At 66.7% G+C, this 16,010-nt stretch carries 17 protein-coding genes; 8 read left to right on the forward strand and 9 right to left on the reverse strand.

The features are described from left to right. The first annotated feature begins 6 nt into the window (after positions 1 to 6). Entirely contained in the window at positions 7 to 231 is a 225-nt protein-coding gene (locus tag AC3WMR_RS15220; RefSeq protein WP_492264363.1) for a helix-turn-helix domain-containing protein, read from the forward strand. A 68-nt stretch (positions 232 to 299) separates the two neighbouring features. Here the strand turns inward: AC3WMR_RS15220 and AC3WMR_RS15225 are convergent, their stop codons facing one another. After that, entirely contained in the window at positions 300 to 809 is a 510-nt protein-coding gene (locus AC3WMR_RS15225) for a DUF1993 domain-containing protein (RefSeq protein ID WP_492264362.1), read from the reverse strand. Positions 810 to 1,051: 242 nt separating this feature from the next. On the opposite strand from AC3WMR_RS15225, the gene AC3WMR_RS15230 reads away from it, so the two are divergent. After that, a complete protein-coding gene (locus tag AC3WMR_RS15230; RefSeq protein ID WP_492264361.1) occupies positions 1,052 to 2,302 on the forward strand; it encodes an MFS transporter in 1,251 nt (416 codons plus the stop codon). Between the two features lie 45 nt (positions 2,303 to 2,347). On the opposite strand, the gene AC3WMR_RS15235 is transcribed toward AC3WMR_RS15230, so the two are convergent. From AC3WMR_RS15235 to AC3WMR_RS15250, 4 genes are all read right to left on the reverse strand, one after another. Beyond that, positions 2,348 to 2,953, reverse strand: a complete 606-nt coding sequence (locus AC3WMR_RS15235) for an ATP-dependent Clp protease proteolytic subunit (protein WP_492264360.1) — start codon at positions 2,951 to 2,953, stop codon at positions 2,348 to 2,350. Between the two features lie 64 nt (positions 2,954 to 3,017). Next, positions 3,018 to 3,374, reverse strand: coding sequence for an SRPBCC family protein (locus tag AC3WMR_RS15240; protein ID WP_492264359.1), 357 nt, complete (start codon positions 3,372 to 3,374; stop codon positions 3,018 to 3,020). After that, positions 3,371 to 3,685, reverse strand: coding sequence for an ArsR/SmtB family transcription factor (locus AC3WMR_RS15245; protein ID WP_175218278.1), 315 nt, complete (start codon positions 3,683 to 3,685; stop codon positions 3,371 to 3,373). The genes AC3WMR_RS15240 and AC3WMR_RS15245 overlap by 4 nt, the downstream gene beginning before the upstream one ends. Positions 3,686 to 3,777: 92 nt before the next feature. Then, entirely contained in the window at positions 3,778 to 4,833 is a 1,056-nt protein-coding gene (locus AC3WMR_RS15250; protein WP_492264358.1) for a GGDEF domain-containing protein, read from the reverse strand. A 181-nt stretch (positions 4,834 to 5,014) separates the two neighbouring features. Between AC3WMR_RS15250 and AC3WMR_RS15255 the strand changes: the two genes are divergently transcribed. The 4 genes from AC3WMR_RS15255 (at position 5,015) to AC3WMR_RS15270 (ending at position 9,889) form a co-directional block, all read left to right on the forward strand. Next, on the forward strand, positions 5,015 to 6,862 hold the full coding sequence (locus AC3WMR_RS15255; RefSeq protein ID WP_492264357.1) for a methyl-accepting chemotaxis protein: 1,848 nt from the start codon (positions 5,015 to 5,017) through the stop codon (positions 6,860 to 6,862). A 111-nt stretch (positions 6,863 to 6,973) separates the two neighbouring features. Then, a complete protein-coding gene (locus AC3WMR_RS15260) occupies positions 6,974 to 7,534 on the forward strand; it encodes a CHRD domain-containing protein (protein WP_492264356.1) in 561 nt (186 codons plus the stop codon). 401 nt (positions 7,535 to 7,935) lie between these two features. After that, entirely contained in the window at positions 7,936 to 8,364 is a 429-nt protein-coding gene (locus AC3WMR_RS15265; protein ID WP_025139177.1) for a tripartite tricarboxylate transporter TctB family protein, read from the forward strand. Between the two features lie 13 nt (positions 8,365 to 8,377). After that, on the forward strand, positions 8,378 to 9,889 hold the full coding sequence (locus AC3WMR_RS15270; protein WP_492264355.1) for a tripartite tricarboxylate transporter permease: 1,512 nt from the start codon (positions 8,378 to 8,380) through the stop codon (positions 9,887 to 9,889). A gap of 77 nt (positions 9,890 to 9,966) precedes the next feature. Here AC3WMR_RS15270 and AC3WMR_RS15275 read toward each other — a convergent pair whose 3' ends face one another. The 3 genes from AC3WMR_RS15275 to AC3WMR_RS15285 all read right to left on the reverse strand — a co-directional run bounded on the left by AC3WMR_RS15275 (position 9,967) and on the right by AC3WMR_RS15285 (position 12,747). After that, positions 9,967 to 10,425 carry a lysozyme inhibitor LprI family protein gene (locus AC3WMR_RS15275; RefSeq protein WP_492264354.1) on the reverse strand — a complete coding sequence of 153 codons (459 nt, stop codon included), beginning with the start codon at positions 10,423 to 10,425 and terminating at the stop codon, positions 9,967 to 9,969. Positions 10,426 to 10,457: 32 nt separating this feature from the next. Then, entirely contained in the window at positions 10,458 to 11,708 is a 1,251-nt protein-coding gene (locus tag AC3WMR_RS15280; protein WP_492264353.1) for an FAD-dependent oxidoreductase, read from the reverse strand. Positions 11,709 to 11,829: 121 nt separating this feature from the next. Beyond that, positions 11,830 to 12,747: a hypothetical protein gene (locus AC3WMR_RS15285; protein WP_492264352.1), complete on the reverse strand. Its 918-nt coding sequence runs from the start codon at positions 12,745 to 12,747 to the stop codon at positions 11,830 to 11,832. A gap of 176 nt (positions 12,748 to 12,923) precedes the next feature. Here AC3WMR_RS15285 and AC3WMR_RS15290 point away from each other — a divergent pair, with 176 nt between their 5' ends. Beyond that, entirely contained in the window at positions 12,924 to 13,757 is an 834-nt protein-coding gene (locus AC3WMR_RS15290; protein ID WP_492281574.1) for an AraC family transcriptional regulator, read from the forward strand. A gap of 13 nt (positions 13,758 to 13,770) precedes the next feature. On the opposite strand, the gene AC3WMR_RS15295 is transcribed toward AC3WMR_RS15290, so the two are convergent. Next, on the reverse strand, positions 13,771 to 14,937 hold the full coding sequence (locus AC3WMR_RS15295; protein ID WP_492264350.1) for a mandelate racemase/muconate lactonizing enzyme family protein: 1,167 nt from the start codon (positions 14,935 to 14,937) through the stop codon (positions 13,771 to 13,773). 154 nt (positions 14,938 to 15,091) lie between these two features. Here AC3WMR_RS15295 and AC3WMR_RS15300 point away from each other — a divergent pair, with 154 nt between their 5' ends. After that, on the forward strand, positions 15,092 to 15,982 hold the full coding sequence (locus AC3WMR_RS15300) for a LysR family transcriptional regulator (RefSeq protein WP_492264349.1): 891 nt from the start codon (positions 15,092 to 15,094) through the stop codon (positions 15,980 to 15,982). Positions 15,983 to 16,010: the final 28 nt, after the last annotated feature.

Raw genomic sequence — 16,010 nt, forward strand, 5'->3', positions numbered from 1 at the left:
GTGGGTTTGAGCGAAAAGCGCCTGCAGGCCGGTTTCATGGCGCTATACGGCCGGTCGGTGCACGCCTGCCTGCTGCAGGCGCGGATGGATGCGGCGGCCAGCCTGCTGGCGCGCGGCTGCTCGGTGACCGAAACCGGCTACCGCATCGGTTTTGCCAGCCTCAGCCATTTCATCAAGGCGTTCAAGGCGCACCACGGGGCGACGCCCAAGGCCTGGCTGCGCGGCGCCTGACCGGCGCCGGTCTCGGGCCGGGCGCATGAGCCGCCCGGCCGCTTGAGCGTTTGACCCGCCGTCGCGGATCAGTACGCGCCCATGTAGTCGCGCTTGCCGATTTCCACGCCGTTGTGGCGCAGCAGGTCGTAGGCGGTGGTGACGTGGAAGAAGAATTGCGGCAGGCCATAGTGCAGCAGGTAGGCGCTGGCGCTCAGCTTCTTTTCCTTGGGGGTACCCGGGCGCAGCACGATTTCACGGCCTTCGCTCTGGGCGAACTGCTCCGGCTGGAACGAGCCGACGTGGGCCAGGGCCTTGGATATCAACGCTTGCAGCTCGGCAAACGTGGTTTCGCTGTCGGGCCAGGACGGCACTTCGGCGCCGGCCAGGCGCGACGAAATACCCTTGGCGAAGTCGCAGGCGATCTGCACCTGGCGCACCAGCGGGAACATGTCGGGGAACAGGCGCGCCTGCAGCAGCGCGTTGGGGTCGATGTTCTTGGCGACGACGTGGGCCTCGGCCTTCTGCAGCACGCCGGACAGGGCGGTCAGCATCTGCGTGAGAACGGGCACGGAAGCTTGGTACAGGGGGCTGGTCATGGGGGACTCGCGGAAAAAGAAGGGACGCGGAAGATGCCGCGCGGCGCTGCAAGACTAACAGCATTCCTGTGACAGCCGGCCGGCGGGGCGGGCCCCCCCTGCCGCGCGCAGGCGGATGCGCCGGTGGGGGGTAGCCGCAATACCGGTATCGGGGCTGGTCTTGTTGCTGGCCGGCCGGCTGGTAACAATCCGGGATGCGCGCATGGCGCGCTTTTACCGACACCCCCACAAGGATTGCTTCCATGACTTCCCCCACGGCCAGCGCCGCGCCCGCCTCGCCGGACGAAAACGTCCACTGGCGGCGCAATCTGGCGGTCTGTTTCGCCGGTTCGTTCAGCACCATCGTGGCGATGACGCTGCTGCTGCCGTTCCTGCCGCTGTATGTGGAAGAGCTGGGCGCGGTGGGCCATGCCGCCATCGTGCAGTGGTCGGGCGTGGCCTATGGCGCGACGTTTTTCGCGGCCGCGCTGGTGGCGCCGCTGTGGGGCCGGCTGGGCGACCGCTACGGCCGCAAGCTGATGCTGGTGCGCGCCTCGCTGGGCATGGCGATCTGCATGTCGCTGACGGGCATGGTGCAGTCGGTGTGGCAACTGGTGCTGCTGCGGCTGCTGGTGGGTTTTGCGGGCGGGTATGCGTCGGGCTCGACCATCCTGGTGGCGATGCAGGCGCCCAAGGCGCGGTCGGGCTGGGCCCTGGGCGTGCTGTCGGCCGGCATCATGGCGGGCAACCTGGTGGGGCCGCTGATCGGGGGCGCGCTGCCGCCGCTGATCGGCATCCGCGCCACGTTCCTCTTGGCCGGCGGCGTGATCTTCCTGGCTTTCCTGGCCACCGTGTTCCTCATCAAGGAAATGCCGCGTCCGGCCAGGCCCGCCAAGGCGGCCGGGCCCAGGAAGGGCGGCTGGGCGCAGATTCCAGACAAGCGGCCCGTGGCCGCCATGCTGGCGACCGGCATGCTGCTGATGTTCGCCACCATGTCGATCGAACCCATCATCACGGTCTACGTGGGTGAATTGGTGGATGATCCGGCCCGCGTCACGCTGGTATCGGGCGTGGTGATGTCGGCGGCGGCGCTGGGTGCCATCCTGTCGGCATCGCGGCTGGGCCGGCTGGCCGACCGCGTGGGCCATTGGACGGTGATCGTCGGCGCGCTGGCCGTGGCCGCACTGCTGTTGATCCCGCAGGCCTTCGTGACCGCGGGCTGGCAACTGGTGGCGCTGCGCTTCCTGATGGGCCTGGCGCTGGGCGGGCTGCTGCCCTGCGTGACCAGCGTGATCCGCCACAACGTGCCCGACGGCGTGGGCGGCAATGTGCTGGGGCTGTCGATTTCGGCGCAGTACGTGGGCCAGGTGGCAGGCCCCGTGCTGGGCGGTTTCATCGGCGGCCATTTCGGCATGCCGGCCGTGTTCCTGGGGACCGCGGCGCTGCTGGCCGTGGGGGCTGCCGTCAACGCCGTGCTGCGTGCGCGCCACCAGCGGCCGCTGGCCCAGGCCTAGCGTGACGTCGGCCCGGCGAGCCTCGCGGCCTGCCGGGCGGCCCGATCAATTTCCCATCGTGCGCGGGTCCATCACGCGGTCGATCAGGCCCCATTGCACGGCTTCCTCGGCGCTCAGGTAGCGGTCGCGGTCCAGGCTGCGTTCGACGTCTTCGTAGCTGCGTCCGCAATGTTCGGCGTACAGCCGGATGATGCGTTGCTTGGTGCGCTGCATTTCCTCGGCATGGATCAGCACGTCGGACGCCTGCCCCTGAAAGCCGCCCAGCGGCTGGTGCACGTGCAGGCTGGCGTTGGCCAGCGCGGCGCGTTGGCCGGGTTCGCCGGCCATCAGCAGAAACGAGCCCATCGACCGCGCGGTGCCCATGCACAGCGTGTGCACCGGCGACTTGATGAACTGCATGGTGTCGTACATGGCCAGCCCGCTGGTGATGACGCCGCCGGGCGAGTTGATGTACAGGTGGATCGGCTTGCCGGGGTTTTCGGCTTCCAGGAACAGCAGCTGCGCGCACACCAGGGCGGACACGGCGTCGTTGACCTCGCCGGACAGGAAGATGATGCGTTCGCGCAGCAGGCGCGAGTAGATGTCGAAGGATCTTTCGCCGCGGCCGGACTGTTCCACGACCATCGGGACGAGCTGCATCGTGTCGCGCATGGGCGAGCTCCTGTCAGGCGGCCGCAGAACGGCCGCGCATTGAAAAACCGAAAAAAGGGTGGCCTCAGGCGGCCAGCTTGAACGCCTGCCAGGGGCCGTTGGCGGCCTGCGGCACGGGCCGCGCCAGCCGGGCGTCGTCGGGCGTGTGGATGATGGTGAGGCGGGTGCCGCCGTCGGCGGTGGGGTGCAGCTGGAAGGTCACCACGCTTTCCAGGCAGGGCGGCAATGTGTCGCGCAGGCGGTAGCGGACCTCGACGCCGGGGGTGGCGGCCAGCGGCTCGGCGTCGGCCAGGTCGCGGCCGGGCAGCCATTGGTCGCGCAGCGCCGGGATGCTGAGGGCGCGCCAGACTTTCTCGGGCGGGGCGTCCAGCTCGTAGTCCAGCACCAGCGTCGTATCCAGCTCGGATTCCGTGGCATTCATTGGTCCATGTCCTTGAGCAGCGTTTTCAACGCGTCGACCCGCGCCGGCCAGTAGGCGCGGTACTTGCCCAGCCAGCCGGCGAGCAGTGCCAGGCCGTCCGGGTCGACTTCATAGTTGACGAAGCGCCCCTGGCGTTCCTCGCGCACCAGCCGCGCCTGGCGCAATACCGCCAGGTGCTGCGAGATGGCGGGCTGGCTGATGGCCATGCCGTCGCGCAGCGCGCTGGCGTTCATGCTGCCTGCGGCGAGCTTGTCGAAGATCGCGCGGCGGGTCGGGTCGGCCAGGGCCTTGAAGACGTCGTTTTCTTGCATGGCAACACATTAGCAAATGCTTATGTGTTGTGCAAGCCCCGCGTATCGAGGCGGTGGCGGCAGGAAGGTCCGGGTCCGGGCGGGATCCGGCTTCAGTGAATCGTGCGCGCCGCCTTGCGCGCGCGCTTGATCTCATACATGCGCGCATCCGCCAGCCGCACCGCTTCTTCGGCGGCCAGGCCGCGCGGGTCCAGCGCCACGACGCCGACGCTGGCGCCTTCGTAGGGCAGGGCGGTGTCGCCCAGCTGATAGCGCCCGATGGTGGCGGCGGCCGCGCGGTCTTCGAGCGAACGGGCGGCTTCCTGGGCGTCGCCGCGTTCGGCGTCCTGGCCCGGGGCAGCATCGCCGCGCGCCAGCGCGGGCCCGGGGCCGATCAACACGAACTCGTCGCCGCCCAGCCGCCCGACCATGTCCGAGGTGCGCACGGCCATGGCCAGGCGCCGCGCAATTTCCTGCAGAAAGACGTCGCCCTGCTGGTGGCCGTAGGTGTCGTTGATGCCCTTGAAACCGTCCAGGTCGACCACGCCCACCAGCACGCTGTCGCCATCGCGCAGCGCGCGGCTGCGCAGGCGGTCCAGTTCTTCGTAGAGCGCGCGGCGGTTGGGCAGGCCGGTCAGCGGGTCGGTCAGCGCGTAGGCCATCAGCTGCACATTGGCCTGGCGCAGTTCCGCGACCAGTTGTTCGCGTTCGATGAAATTGGCGATCACGCTGGAAAACAGCCGCAGGATGGATTCGGCCTGCGGCGCCACGGCCTGCTGGCGAGCGCTGGCGCCGCACAGCGTGCCCAGCAGCAGGCCGTCGTCGCTGCGGATGGGGGCGCTGACGTAGGTCTGGATGCCCAGTTGCCGCGCCGCGTCGGAATCGGGCCAGCAGGCGGCGACGTCGCTGGTGGCCATGCGGCCTTCGTCCAGCGCGCGCTTGCACAGCGTGTCGGACCACGGCACCGACAGGCCTTCGGGAATCTGCAAGGCGCCGACGTTGCGTGCGTAGCGCACGTGCTGCTGGTCGGCGTCCGGGTCGATCGACGTGAGGTAGGTGGATTCCAGGCCCGTCACGGTGCCCAGCATGTCAAGTAAGGGGCGGGTCAACTGCTCGACCGACTTGGCGGCCTGCAGCGACGCCGACAGTTCGGCAAGAATGGGGTCCAACGAAAGCTCCCAGGAAAGCGCTGGCGTATCGACGCCGGCCTGCGGCCGACGGTCGCACCATTATGCCTTGCCCCTAAAGTCCCATGTTGCACTGCCGTAAGCCAGGGTGACGCGGCCGCAAGCGCCGTGTACCTGGATACCCGTGCCCTCCGGCATGGGCAGTTGCAGTCAGAAGGCAAGCATGAAAATCACCTCGTTGCGCAACAGGATCCTGTTGATTACCTGCGTCACCGTCATCGGCGCGCTGGTGCTCTCGGGCATCGTCACGTACCAGATCGTGCGCGACAACATGATGGCGACCATCTCGGCCGACCTGGACGCCATCGCCGCCGGCAATGCCAGCGCCATCGAACGCTGGTCTGCCGACAAGGCTCAGGCCGTGACCGCCACCGCCGCCGTCGTCGAAAAGGGCGACCCGCGCGGCCTGGCCAAGCTGATGGGCGAGACCAACGGCTTTCCCATCACCACCATCGGCTGGTCGGACAAGAGCTATCTGTCGACCACGCAGACGGCCGCCGACTACGACCCCACGGCGCGCCCCTGGTACAAGAGCGCGGTGGCCGCGGGCAAACTGACCGTGACCAAGCCCTATGGCGATTCGGGCACGGGCAAGCTGTACGTGGCCTTCACCACGCCCATGGTGCGTAGCGGCCAGACCGTCGGCGCGCTGAGCGGCGCCGTGCCGCTGGACGGCATCCAGGCCATCATCAAGGCCATCCGGCCCACGCCGTCCAGCATTGCATTCGTGCTGGCCGCCGATGGCCAGGTGATCTCGCACGTGGACGACAAGCTGGCATTGAAGCCGTCCACCGACGTGGCCGCCGAACTTACGCCCGCGGTCCTGGCCGGCATGGCGCATGACGGCGCGGCGCCGGTGGCGGTGACGCTGGCCGGCGTGCCCAAGCTGCTCAAGGCGCGCGCCATTCCGGGCACTGACTGGTTCCTGGTGATCGCGCTGGACCGGGCCGAGGCCACCGCCGGCCTCACGCAGGTGCTCAATGCCACGCTGGTGTCGGTGGTGGTGCTGACGCTGGTGGCCGTGCTGCTGGCCAGCGTGGTGACCTCGCGCGCCTTCAAGCGCCTGTCGGCGGTGCGCGACGCCATGGACACGATCGGCTCGGGCGACGGCGACATGACGCATCGGCTGTCGGTGGTGGGCCATGATGAAGTGGCGCAGATCTCGGCATCGTTCAACGCGTTTGTCGACAAGATCAGCCACGTCATGCTGGATGTGCGCACCGGCGTACATTCCATGACCGCCGCCACCAGCGAAATCGAAATGGGCAACCGCGATCTGTCGCAGCGCACGGAAACGTCGGCCGGCTCCTTGCAGGAGACGTCGTCGGCGCTGACGCAGCTGACCTCCAGCGTGCGCCAGACGGAAGAGACCGCGGAACAGGCGACGCGCCTGGCCACCGAAGCCAGTTCGGCCGCCGAACGCGGCGGTCAGGTGGTGACGGACGCCGTCACCACGATGAGCGCGATCTCGCAGTCGTCCGAGCGCATCACCGAGATCATCAGCGTGATCGACGGCATTGCCTTCCAGACCAATATCCTGGCGCTGAACGCCGCGGTGGAAGCGGCCCGCGCGGGCGAACAGGGCCGCGGCTTTGCCGTGGTGGCGGGCGAAGTGCGCACGCTGGCGCAACGCAGCGCGGCATCGGCGCAAGAGATCCGCGGCTTGATCCAGACCTCGGTGCAGAACGTCAAGAGCGGCACTGAACGCGTGCAGGCGGCCGGTGTGACCATGGGCGAGATCGTCGACGGCATTTCGCGCGTGCAGCGCCTGGTCAGCGAGATTCACGGCGCCATGGCCGAACAAAGCGTGGGCATCAGCCAGATCGACCGCGCCGTGTCGGACATGGACCAGGCCACGCAGCAGAACGCCGCGCTGGTGGAAGAGTCGGCCGCCGCCTCGGCCATGCTGAGCGACCAGGCGCGCGCCCTGGCCGGCACGGTGGCGCTGTTCAAGCTGCGCGAAAATACGCAAGGCGCCGGGCAGCCGCGCCTGGCCCTGGCGCACGCCTGACCGGCCGCCGTCTGCGCACGGCTGGCCCGCGCTACGATAGTCCCGCCGCAGTCCGGCGGGATTTTTTTTATCTCCCTCTTCTTCCCTGTTGGTCCTTAAAAAAGGATACCCATGTTCAGCCGACGTCAGACCCTTCACGCATTGCTCAGGCTGGCCGCGGGCACGGCAGGGCTTGCCCTGGCGCGCGCCGCCTGGTCAGGCGGTTTCGGCGTGGCGCCGACCGCATCCGAACGCGGCGCGTCGACCCAGGCGGGGGGCGCGGCGCCACGGCCCGAGTTCATGTTCTTCGATGCCTCGATCGATGCCGCGTACGTGGTGCCGCCGGTCAAGGCCCCGGCGGGCGGCTCGATGCGCGCCACGCTGTACACCGCCACCGGCGTGCTGGAATGGCGCGTGACGCTGGCCCGCATGACCGGGCCTGAAACGCAGGCGGCCTTTCACGGGCCCGCGACCGAACGCGAGAACGCACCCGCCGTCATCGTGTTGCCGCCCTTCGTGCTGGAAGAAGACCGTGGCGCGCGTGAATTGCAGGGCCGCAGCACGTTGACCCCGGCGCAGATCGAAGACCTGATCGCCGAGCGCTGGTATGTCAGCGCATCCACCGCGGCGCATCCCGATGGCGAACTGCGCGGGCAGATCAAGACCTATCGGGGCGGGGTACACGGCGGCTGATCGCGCGCCGCTTTTCAGCACCGCTTTCCACCCGGGTTTTTCGCCTGGGTTTCCATCCCATTTTTCCCCTCCCGCTGCCGTTGTCCGCAGCGTCGGATCGCCCTGCGCGCGGGGTTTTCATCTTGCTGAAAATGGGGTCGTGCCTGACGGCTTCCTGAATTTTTACATGCATTCAGAAATCAGTCAGCTTCATGTCACGCGACCTACGGGAAAGCGATAAGTGTTTGGCGCGTTCCGGCGCAAAAAGCGAAAGCAGATTGGAAGTGTCGATCTCTACTATCTGCCGAACTCGTCCGCAGCACCGAAATTTTCAGCGGGAAGACAGGCGAGCAAAGCTGGCCGGTGTGAGAACCGGGCAGAAAAAATAAGCAAAAAATGCATCGCCTGGGAGGGCGTGTCTTATGTATCTAAGCAATAGAAACTTCGTCGCGGGGCTCTTCATGATCGCCTTCGCTTTGTTGTTCGGATTGGCGGCCACGAAATATCAATTGGGGACGTTCAGCCGATCCGGACCGGGCTTGTTCCCGTTGATGGTCAGTTCGCTGTTGGGGGTGATCGGCCTGATTACCGTGCTGCGCTCGCGCTTCGTGCCGCCGGTGCCGCTCAGCTACAGCTTCAAGAACATCGCGATCATCATGCTCAGCCTGTGCGGCTTTGCGGTGGTGTCCGGTTTCATCAACATGATCGTCGGCATCATCTTCCTGGTGTTCTGCTCGACGCTGGCCGGCACCTCGTATTCGGTGGTGCGCAACATCAAGATTTCCCTGGGCCTGATCGCGGTGGCATTTGCCTTCCGGAATCTGCTCGGCCTTAACCTGCCCTTGTTCTGAAAGAGCGACAACCATGGAAATCCTGAACAACCTCGCGTTCGGTTTCGAACACGCGCTGACGCTGCAGAACCTGATGTACTGCGCCATCGGTTGCGTGGTCGGCACCCTGGTCGGCCTGCTGCCGGGCCTGGGCCCGCTGTCCACCATCAGCCTGCTGTTGCCGCTGACCTATTCCATTCCCACCGGCGGCGCGCTGATCATGCTGGCCGGCATCTACTACGGCGCCCAATACGGCGATAGTGTCAGCGCCATCACCATGAAGATCCCGCATGCCAGCAGTATCGTGGCGTGTATCGACGGCTACCAGATGAACCTGAAGGGCAAGACCGGCCTGGCCTTGTTCACCGCGGGCGTCTCCAGCTTCATCGGCGGCACGGTCGCCATCGTGGTGTTGTCGACGATGGCGCCGGCGCTGGGCGAAGTGGGCCTGCTGTTCGGTCCGGCCGACTACTGCGCGCTGATGCTGCTGGGCTTTTTCTGCGTCAGCTTCGTCAGCAGCGGCAGCCTGCTCAACGGCCTGGCCATGGCCATGATCGGCATCCTGCTGGGCGTGATCGGCACCGACGTGAACAGCGGCGTGGCGCGCTACACGATGGACCTGGCTTTCCTGCAGGACGGCGTGGGGCTGATCAGCATCGCGCTGGGCTGCTTCGGTATCGCCGAAATCGTCAAGAACCTGGACAACCGCAATACGCTGACGCCGTTCAACGGCAAGATCAAGCTGATTCCGACGTGGCCCGAGTTCAAGCGCATCATCCCCAGCGCGTTGCGCGGCAGCGTGGTCGGTTCGGTGCTGGGCATCCTGCCCGGCGGCGGCCCCACCATCGCGCAGTTCGCCGCCTATGCCGCCGACAAGCGCTTCAGCAAGTATCGCGACGAAATCGGTAGCGGCGCCATCGAAGGCGTGGCCGGTCAAGCCGCCGCCGACGAAGCGGCCGCACGCACCAGCTTCATTCCGTTGATGGCCATCGGCATTCCCGAAAACGCCGTCATGGCGCTGATGCTGGCCGCGTTCATCGTCAAGGGCATCCAGCCCGGCCCCAACATGATCGCCACCCACCCGGACCTGTTCTGGGGCCTGGTGGCCAGCATGTGGGTGGGCAACTGCTTCCTCTTGATCCTGAACGTGCCGCTGGTGCGCTACTGGCTGTCGGTGTTCAAGATCCCGTACACGGTGCTGTTCCCGGCGATCCTGTTCTTCTGCTGCATCGGCACGTTCAGCATCAACAACAACCTGGACGACATCTACATCACGGCAATCTTCGGCCTGATCGGCTACCTGTTCCTGCGCCTGGGCATGGAAGCGGCGCCGTTGATGCTGGGCTTCATCCTGGGCCCGATGCTGGAAGAGAACTTCCGGCGCGCCATGCTGCTCAGCCGCGGCGAGTTCGGTACGTTCTTCTCGCGTCCGATCAGCGGCACGCTGCTGGGCCTGATCGGCGCCGCGGTGGTGTGGCAGCTGGTGGTGTTCCTGCGCAAGGCGCGCAAAGCGCCGGCGCTGGAACCGCAGGCCGCGGACCATTGATGCCGCGTGGCCCTGTCGGCACGGCTTGCCGGGTGGACAGGGCCTGTCGGATTGCCCTGGCGCGTGCCTCGCACGCGTCAGGGCAAATAGGCCTGCCACTCCTGTAACTGCTGGGTACGCTGTTGCGTTCTCTTGAGCAGGCAGGCCATCTGGTCTGCGTTGCGTCCGGTACCGGCCTGGTTGACCCCGTACCAGGCATCGCACTCGCTGTCTCGAAAGCGGACCCAATGTCGCTGGGCTTCGGTGAACTTTGTCTTGAGCGCGGGGTAGTCAATATATTCATTGCGAGGCTGTGACAGCCTTTTCAGCACCTGCTGATAGACCCTGTTGAGGTCGCCATCCGCCTGCTCGTAGGCGGCCTGTGCCCGCATGTCGGTACAGATCGGCGAGTAGTCGTCCGCCTTGCAGTCTTGTGCCTGCGCGATGGACGATGCGCTCAGGACGAGCGTGGCAAATAGGCTACGGCAAAGTGTCGAACGCAGGCGCATGTTGGCAGTGGGATGGGAGGTGGGCCGGGTGCCGAACGGCAACTTCAAGCCGCTGATTATCGTTCATCCGACCCAAGGCGTCAGCGACCCATGATGCGCGCGGCGGCCAGCGTGGATTGTTGTACGGCGGCATCCCCTCGTCGTCGCAGATCTTCCTCATAGCGTTGCAAGGCCTGCCCCAGCGGCAGGCCTTGTCGCGTCTGCGCCAGCAAGCTGGCCAGCGATTGCGCGTCGGCCAGGGCCGTGTTCGCGCCCAGTCCGCCTGCGGGGCTCATCGCGTGCACGGCGTCGCCCAGGAAAGTCAGGCCAGGCTGCGCCCAGCGAGGCAGGGCGGGCGCGCGGTAGACAATCTTCAAGGCGATGCCCGCCGGATCGCTGGCAGCCACCATGGCGGCCAGCGCGGGATGCACCGTGGCCAGGAGACGTGCGGTGGAGCGTTGCAAGCGAAGGCCGACGTCTGCTTCGGCCGTGGCGTGCGCCGGGGCGGCGCAGTCTGCCTCTGCCGCCAGCTCACCCAACACCGCGGTGCGCTCACCGATCACCGCCCAATACTGGTAGCTGGGCACATCGCTCAATCGCGCGCCGGGTGCCAGGCGTTCGGCCAGTTGCGCCAGCGCCGGCAGCCGCATGGCATCGAGCACCAGTGCGTAGCCGGGGCCGAAGACGACGCCCGCACCGGCCTGTAAGACTGGGGGGAGGCTATCCGGGCGCCGCTCAGGCTCGACCGCGCCCGCGGCCTCAACGGTTTCGCCGAGGATGCCCGCGGGCGCCATACCAAAAATCGTGACGGTGCCCGTATCCATGGGGGCCGCCTGTGGCAGGTGTTGGCGCCGCAGCGCGGAATGCACGCCATCGGCCGCGATCACCAGCGTGTCGGGCCGCGCAGGCGCACCCTCCAGGCTTGGACCCGCCGCATTCAGGCTGATCACCCGGCTGTCGAAATGCACGCGCGATCCCAGCCCCGACAACAGGATCTCGCGCAGCGTCTGCCGGTGCGCGGAGCGGTCGGGCGCGGAATTGGCGTTGTCGTCCAGCCGCCAGGTGCCGGCGGCGCGTTGTGGCAGGGGCTGCAAGCGGGCATCCAGGATGGCGCCGGGGCCGTCGTGGACCGAGCAGCTTTGCTGGAACAGGGCGTTGAGTTTGGGCGGCAGGCAGTGCGCCAGCGCCGCCTGGCCGGTGGCGTCGATGCGCAGGCGGTAGCCCTGCACCCGGCTGTCGGTGCGCGCATCGCGTTCGTACACGTCGAAGTCGATGCCGGCGCGCGCCAGGCCCTGCGCCAGGCAGAGGCCGCCCAGGCCGGCGCCGATGATGGAAACGTGGAGATTCTGCATGATGTCCTCAAGGCAAGCCGGCGGCGCCGGCACCCTTGAAGCTTGACGCCTGGTGGTGCCTCTCCGGTAATGACGGCGCGCCGACAAATCATGCCATTGCGCCAGTCTGGGTCGGCCGGGGTTACAAGCCCGCCGGCAGGGCGCCCGGATCGCGCTGGCGCGCGACTTCCAGGAAGCGGTCCAGCAAGGCGTCGGGCTTGTTGGCGTGGACAAGATCGGCCGCCCGGCACGTAATCCGTGCGTAGGGCGTCTGCATCAGGGGATGTGAAATGCGCTCGGGATTGGGCAGGTCCAGCTGATCGCGCAGGCGCAGGATGGCGAGGATTTCCGTGGGATGGACGGCCAGTAGCGGTGTGCAGAACTCGAAGTCTTTCGATTCCGCTTCGCGTTCGGTATGCCCGATGCGGGCGATGTGGGCGTCGCAAGCCATCAACAGGGCAGGCAGCAGCCTGCCCAGGTCCGGCTCGCGCCACAGCGAAACCAGCGGTTGCCATGTCGGATCGGCAGGCAGCGCATGTTGCGCCAGATCCAGCGGTTGGCCGAGCCAGTCGCCGATCAAGCCCAGCCCGAAGGCCGAATACCGCAGCGTGGTTCGATTGTGATGGTTGTGGCCGTCGCGCACGCCGTATCCGCCGCGCAGGCCAGCCATGACCGACTGATGCACCAGCACGGCGAGGCCGGGGTGCCCCAGCGCGAGACAACCCAGCGCCAGGTTGGTGAGGGTGTCCAGGTCACTGGTGGACATGCGTCGGGTCCCCTTGAGGCACTCGATGCAGAGGGTTCCCGAGATCGCTCGGCGTGCAAAGCCGGAGGCGAGATTCAGAATGGCCTTGGCCGGCTGCTCATGCCTGGCATCGAGCAGGCCTTGGCCGCATTTGCGCATACCCATGGTGGATAGCTCGATAATCGCCTGCCCGAGGCTGCCGGCGCCGGACAGGTATTGCTCCAGCAGTCCGGTAGGGGGCCAATTGTCCTGCGCCCATACGGCAACTTGCCTGAGCATGTCGTCGAGTCGTGTTTGGTGTGGGGTCGTGGGCATATCCCTTCCTTGGCTGTGCGCTCTCTGTGTCGGAAGATCGGTGTGGCGGGCATCGCGGTGCGAACGCAGGCTACCCTTCTTGCTCAGGCGCGAAAAAGACGCGCCCTGATTCGAGTTGACCTCTCCGCCCGCGCAGGTGTATCTAAGAACTTTCTAAATCTTTGGAAAGGCGTGGCGTGTCAGCGTCGTCAACCTTTGTGCTTTCCCAGTCCGCCGGCCCCGACTACAGCGAACTGCTGGACGGCCCCGCGCTGTACGTCTTTCACGGCGCGGACGCGCCGGGCAACGAGTTTCGCCTGGGCTCGCGCGACTACGATTGGCATGTGCATGCGCGCGGCCAGTTGTTCGGCCTGGATAGCGGCTCGATGCGCGTGCATACCGACGCGGGGTCGTGGTTGCTGCCACCGCGGCGGGCGGGCTGGATTCCGCCCGGACAGCGTCATCAGGTCAGCGTGGCGGGCGCCGCCAGCGGCTGGGTGGCGTTGGTGCATCCCGACGCCGCCGCGGGCATGCCGGTGGCGCCTTGCGTGCTGGGTGTCGGCAGCCTGCTGCGCGGCATGGTGCGGCGCGCGGGCGACTGGCCGAAAAAGCTGTCGCTGGACGCGGCGCAGTCGCGTTTCGCGGCAGTGTTGCTGGACGAGATCGAAGCCGCCCCGCAGGAACCCCTGCACCTGCCGTGGCCGCGCGACCGGCGTCTGGCGAGATTGACGCGGGCCCTGGCCGATGACCCGGCCGACAACCGGTCACTGGAATCACTGGCGGCGCAGGCCGGCCTGGCGCCGCGCACCGCGCAGCGCTTGTTCGCCGAGGAAACCGGCCTGGGCTTTGCGCAATGGCGCCAGCAATTGCGCCTGATCCACGCGCTGGAACGCCTGAGCCTCGGCCAGCCCGTGGCCCAGGTGGCCGATGCACTGGGTTACGCCACGCCCGGCAATTTCATCGCCATGTTCAAGCGCGCCTATGGCATGACGCCCGGACGATATCTGCAAGAGGCCACGGTCCTGGAATAGCCGCCGCCCGGCATCATTGCGCCAGCTTGTGCATTTCGGCGATCAGATCCGACTTGCCCTCAAACCCGATGCCCGGCAAGTCCGGCAGCGTGACATAGCCGTTGTCGACCCGCACGCCGTCGGGAAAGCCGCCATAGGGCTGGAACAGGTCCGGATAGGATTCATTGCCGCCCAGCCCCAGGCCGGCGGCGATGTTCAGCGACATCTGGTGGCCGCCGTGCGGAATGCAACGGCTGGCCGACCAGCCGTGCTGGTGCAACATGGCCAGTGTGCGCAGGTATTCCACCAGCCCGTAGCTCAGGGCGCAGTCGAATTGCAGCCAGTCGCGGTCCGGGCGCATGCCGCCGTGGCGGATCAGGTTGCGCGCGTCCTGCATGGAAAACAGGTTCTCGCCGGTGGCCATCGGCTTGTCGTAGTAGTTGCGCAGCGTGGCTTGCAGCTCGTAGTCCAGCGGATCGCCGGCTTCCTCAAACCAGAAAAGGTCGTACTGCGACAGCGCCTTGGCGTAGCGGATGGCGGTGTCCAGGTCGAAGCGGCCATTGGCGTCGACCGCCAGCTTGCGGCCGTTGCCCAGCACGCTCAGGATCGAATCGATGCGGCGCAGGTCTTCGTCCAGCGAGGCGCCGCCGATCTTCTTCTTGACCACGGTGTAGCCGCGGTCGACGTAGCTGCGCATTTCGTCCTTGAGCTTGGCGTGGTCCTGTCCCGGGTAGTAGTAGCCCCCGGCCGCGTAGACGAACACGCGGCGGTCGGGGCGGCCGTTGCCGTAGCGTTCGGCCAGCAGCTGGAACAGGGGCTTGCCTTCGATCTTGGCCACCGCGTCCCACACCGCCATGTCCAGCGTGCCAATGGCCACCGAGCGTTCGCCGTGGCCGCCGGGCTTTTCGTTGGTGTACATCGTGTTCCAGATGCGGTGCGGATCCAGGTTGTCGCCCGCGTCGTTCAACAGGCTGGCGGGGGCCGCTTCCAGCAGGCGGGGAATGAAGCGTTCGCGCATCAGCATGCCCTGGCCATAGCGGCCATTGGAATTGAAGCCGTAGCCGATCACGCGCTTGCCGTTGCGCATCACGTCGGTCACCACCGCCACCAGGCTCAGCGTCATCTTGCTGAAGTCGATGTAGGCGTTGCGGATGGGCGAACTGATGGGAACGGTCTTCTCACGAATCTCGATGATTTTCATGCTGTCTCCTGGGCCGGGCGGCGGAAGGGAAAACCGTAGATTATTCGCGCCGCCTCGCATTATGATTCGCTGGAAATCACATCTTTATTAACTTTAAGTGAATAAATCCGCGCCAGGCATCGGGTGCGAACGCGCCTTCGGGCAAGGGCTTTCCATGAACCACGACCTGGCGTCTTCGCTGGAATTCTTCGTGCTGCTGGCCCGCCACGGCAATCTGTCGGCGGTGGCGCGCATGCTCGACCTGACCCCGCCCGCCGCCACCAAGCGCCTGGCCCAGCTTGAAGCGCGGCTGGGTGTGCGGCTGGTTAACCGCACCACGCGCAGCGTCAGCCTCACACCCGAAGGCGAAACCTACCTGCACTACGCCACGCGCATCCTGGCCGATGTGCGCGAGATGGAAGACGTGGTGTCGTCCAGCCGCTCGGTGCCCAAGGGCCTGCTGCGCATCAATGCCACGCTGGGCTTTGGCCGCACCGCCATTGCGCCCATCGTGTCCGAGTTCGCCGCGCGCCATCCGCAGGTCGAGGTGCAGCTGGACGTCACCGACCGCCCCATCGATCTGGTCGAAAGCGGGGTGGACCTGGGCATCCGTTTCGGCGCCTTGCCCGACCAGCGCCTGGTGGCCCGGCGCGTCCTGTCCAACCGGCGCTTCCTGTGCGCGGCGCCGCGTTACTTGGCGCAGCATGGCGAACCCGCCAGCCTGAAAGACCTGGAACGGCACCAGTGCATCATCCACCGCCAGAACGAAGACGCCTATGGCGTGTGGCGCTTCACCCGCAACGGCCGCGCCGACACCGTGAAGGTGCACGGCGCGCTGTCCAGCAACGACGGCGACATCGTGCTGAACTGGGCGCTGGATGGCCACGGCATTTTGATTCGTTCTGAATGGGATCTGGCCAAGTACCTGGAAAGCGGCCGGCTGCGCGTGGTGCTGCCTGATTTCATCCTGCCGTCGGCCGACCTGTTCGTGTACTACCCCAGCAAGCGCAACCTGTCGGCGCGCACGCGCGCGTTCATCGATTTCCTGATGGCGCGGTTCGCCTGATTGCGGCCGCGCGCCGTTTGCATTATTT

Source organism: Achromobacter sp. FW305-C-28 (assembly GCF_058783235.1).

Coding starts and splice junctions, on each gene's coding strand:
- AC3WMR_RS15225 (WP_492264362.1), bottom strand. CDS start 809: ATGACCAGCCCCCTGTACCAAGCTTCCGTGCCCGTTCTCACGCAGATG.
- AC3WMR_RS15230 (WP_492264361.1), top strand. CDS start 1,052: ATGACTTCCCCCACGGCCAGCGCCGCGCCCGCCTCGCCGGACGAAAAC.
- AC3WMR_RS15235 (WP_492264360.1), bottom strand. CDS start 2,953: ATGCGCGACACGATGCAGCTCGTCCCGATGGTCGTGGAACAGTCCGGC.
- AC3WMR_RS15240 (WP_492264359.1), bottom strand. CDS start 3,374: ATGAATGCCACGGAATCCGAGCTGGATACGACGCTGGTGCTGGACTAC.
- AC3WMR_RS15245 (WP_175218278.1), bottom strand. CDS start 3,685: ATGCAAGAAAACGACGTCTTCAAGGCCCTGGCCGACCCGACCCGCCGC.
- AC3WMR_RS15255 (WP_492264357.1), top strand. CDS start 5,015: ATGAAAATCACCTCGTTGCGCAACAGGATCCTGTTGATTACCTGCGTC.
- AC3WMR_RS15260 (WP_492264356.1), top strand. CDS start 6,974: ATGTTCAGCCGACGTCAGACCCTTCACGCATTGCTCAGGCTGGCCGCG.
- AC3WMR_RS15265 (WP_025139177.1), top strand. CDS start 7,936: ATGTATCTAAGCAATAGAAACTTCGTCGCGGGGCTCTTCATGATCGCC.
- AC3WMR_RS15270 (WP_492264355.1), top strand. CDS start 8,378: ATGGAAATCCTGAACAACCTCGCGTTCGGTTTCGAACACGCGCTGACG.
- AC3WMR_RS15280 (WP_492264353.1), bottom strand. CDS start 11,708: ATGCAGAATCTCCACGTTTCCATCATCGGCGCCGGCCTGGGCGGCCTC.
- AC3WMR_RS15285 (WP_492264352.1), bottom strand. CDS start 12,747: ATGCCCACGACCCCACACCAAACACGACTCGACGACATGCTCAGGCAA.
- AC3WMR_RS15295 (WP_492264350.1), bottom strand. CDS start 14,937: ATGAAAATCATCGAGATTCGTGAGAAGACCGTTCCCATCAGTTCGCCC.
- AC3WMR_RS15300 (WP_492264349.1), top strand. CDS start 15,092: ATGAACCACGACCTGGCGTCTTCGCTGGAATTCTTCGTGCTGCTGGCC.